Source organism: Porphyromonas sp. CAG:1061, assembly GCF_000435035.1.
Classification (GTDB): Bacteria; Bacteroidota; Bacteroidia; order Bacteroidales; family Porphyromonadaceae; genus Porphyromonas_A; species Porphyromonas_A somerae.
Genome location: NZ_HF988907.1, coordinates 6,128 through 6,625, shown reverse-complemented (window position 1 = coordinate 6,625; position 498 = coordinate 6,128). Strand labels below are relative to the sequence as shown.

Annotated in this window: 1 pseudogene (running past one end of the window); it reads left to right on the top strand. The window is 56.8% G+C overall.

Going from position 1 to position 498, the window contains the following annotated elements:
• A pseudogene (locus tag QVO39_RS04135) lies at positions 1–498 on the top strand (hypothetical protein) (its annotated part continues 103 nt past the right edge of the window); the annotation flags it as partial.

Genomic DNA, 498 nt, shown 5'->3' with positions numbered 1-498 from the left:
CAAGCAGGGGCTTTTGCGGGCTCGCCAAAAGCGCTCGAAGTACTACCGCCTATTTGGTTCGCGTGAGCTCTCCTATACCGAGCTTCAGGCACTGCTAGAGCTCCCCTTCTTCAAGGGTCGCTCCAGGTATCGCTCGGGCTTGATCACCACGAAGTATATCCGTAGGGAGCACCCCTATGGCAATCTTGCCTTTCGTACCATTGGTCGAATCATGAATGAGCCCGACTCCTTGGGTATGACGCACGGCAATAGCGGGTTGGAGATGAGGTTCGACTCCCTCCTCTGTGGCAAAGCAGGAGTGAATCGCTGGGTGCGGGTGCCCCCACGGTGGGAGCCAGTGGAGGAGGTGCCTGCCACCAATGGAATGGACGTCTATACCACGCTCAATGTGGATATTCAGGATATCGCCGAGAAGGCACTTCGTCGTAAGTTGGTGGAGGTGGATGCCGATTGGGGCTGTGTGGTGGTGATGGAAGTGGCTACTGGAGCGGTGAAAGC